This is a genomic window from Bradyrhizobium sp. KZN70725 (assembly GCF_055264925.1).
Window position 1 is genome coordinate 1 of sequence record NZ_JBUYWT010000171.1, and the last position, 1,276, is coordinate 1,276.

The 1,276-nt window shown below is 63.5% G+C and carries 1 protein-coding gene; it reads right to left on the minus strand.

Annotation, left to right across the window (positions count from 1 at the left end; all coding sequences use genetic code 11):
- Positions 1-43 precede the first annotated feature (43 nt).
- Positions 44-1,276, minus strand: a 1,233-nt coding sequence (gene istA / locus ACZBJS_RS42515) for an IS21 family transposase (protein WP_463440331.1), incomplete at its 5' end; no start/stop codon positions are given.

Genomic DNA, 1,276 nt, shown 5'->3' on the forward strand with positions numbered 1-1,276 from the left:
TGCTCGAGGGTCGGGTGGGTCAGCATCGCGATGTTCCTTTCCTTCATTGATAATAGCCCCCACCACGGATGTTGGCGTGCGAGGGGGTGGCTTTGACGGGTGCGGCAGCAGGGCTCGCGCGGTCGAGCCCGGATTTGAGGATCGCGCTCACCGAGGAGTAGCTGATCGCGTTGATGACGAGTGCCCGCTCGCAGGCCGCTTCGAGCCGATCGCGCTCGTAGCGCCGTGCCAGGGCGATGATCCCCATGGCGGAGCGATAACCCTGCTCGGGATGCGGGCGCTCACGCATCATCCGCTCGACCAGAGTGGCGGTGTTGACGCCGATCCGCGCTGCCATCTTGATCAAGCTCGCCGGCGTCATATTGGCATAACGCTGATGGGCCTTGGGCATGTGCTCGTTCACGGTGACATGGCCGCCGCGCTGAGAGCGGCGCACATGGCTGGCGACACGCGTGTGATCCTGGAAGATCTCGACGGCTCGATAGGTGAGCCGGACGTCCACCCGACGGCCGATCAGCCGGTGCGGCACCGAGTAAAAGGTCTTGTCGACTTCGACGTGATAATCGGGGTGGACCTTCGCCGTTTTCCACTCGGCGTATTCGAACGGCTCGCCCGGCAGCGGCGTCAACGCAGCGCGCTCGATCTCCTCGAACAGCTGCCGGCGGGATTTGCCGATATGGCGCATCGGCCGATGGTTCAGCTCCTCCAGCAGACCGCCGATCGCAGTATTGAGATCGGTCAGGTTGAAGAACCGCCGATGGCGCAGCCGTGCCAGAATCCAGCGCTCAACAATCAGCACCGCGCCTTCAACCTTGCCCTTGTCGCGCGGCTTGCGGCTGCGGGTCGGCAAAATCGTCGTGTCGTAGTGCTCGGCCATGGCGGCAAAGGTTTGGTTGAGCGTCGGCTCGAACCACAACGCCTTGACGACCCCGGCCTTCAGATTGTCGCAGACGATCGCCTTGGGAACTCCGCCGAAGTACGACAAGGCTCGGGTCTGGCCTTCGATCCAATCTGGTAGTCGCTGACCGAAGCTCCCCATAGCGAAGGTCAGCGACGAGGCCCCGAGCACCGCGACAAATATCTGCGCCTGACGGATCTCGCCGGTTTGCGGATCGATCACCTCCACCGTCGGACCGGCATAGTCGGTCTGCATCACTGCACCCGCCGCGTGGCGATGACGGAAGGTCGGGTTCGCCCGGCGCCGATAGGCGTCAAACTTCTCGCAGAACCACGTGTAACCATAGCCGTCGGGATGCGCCGTCCGGTATTCCTGCCA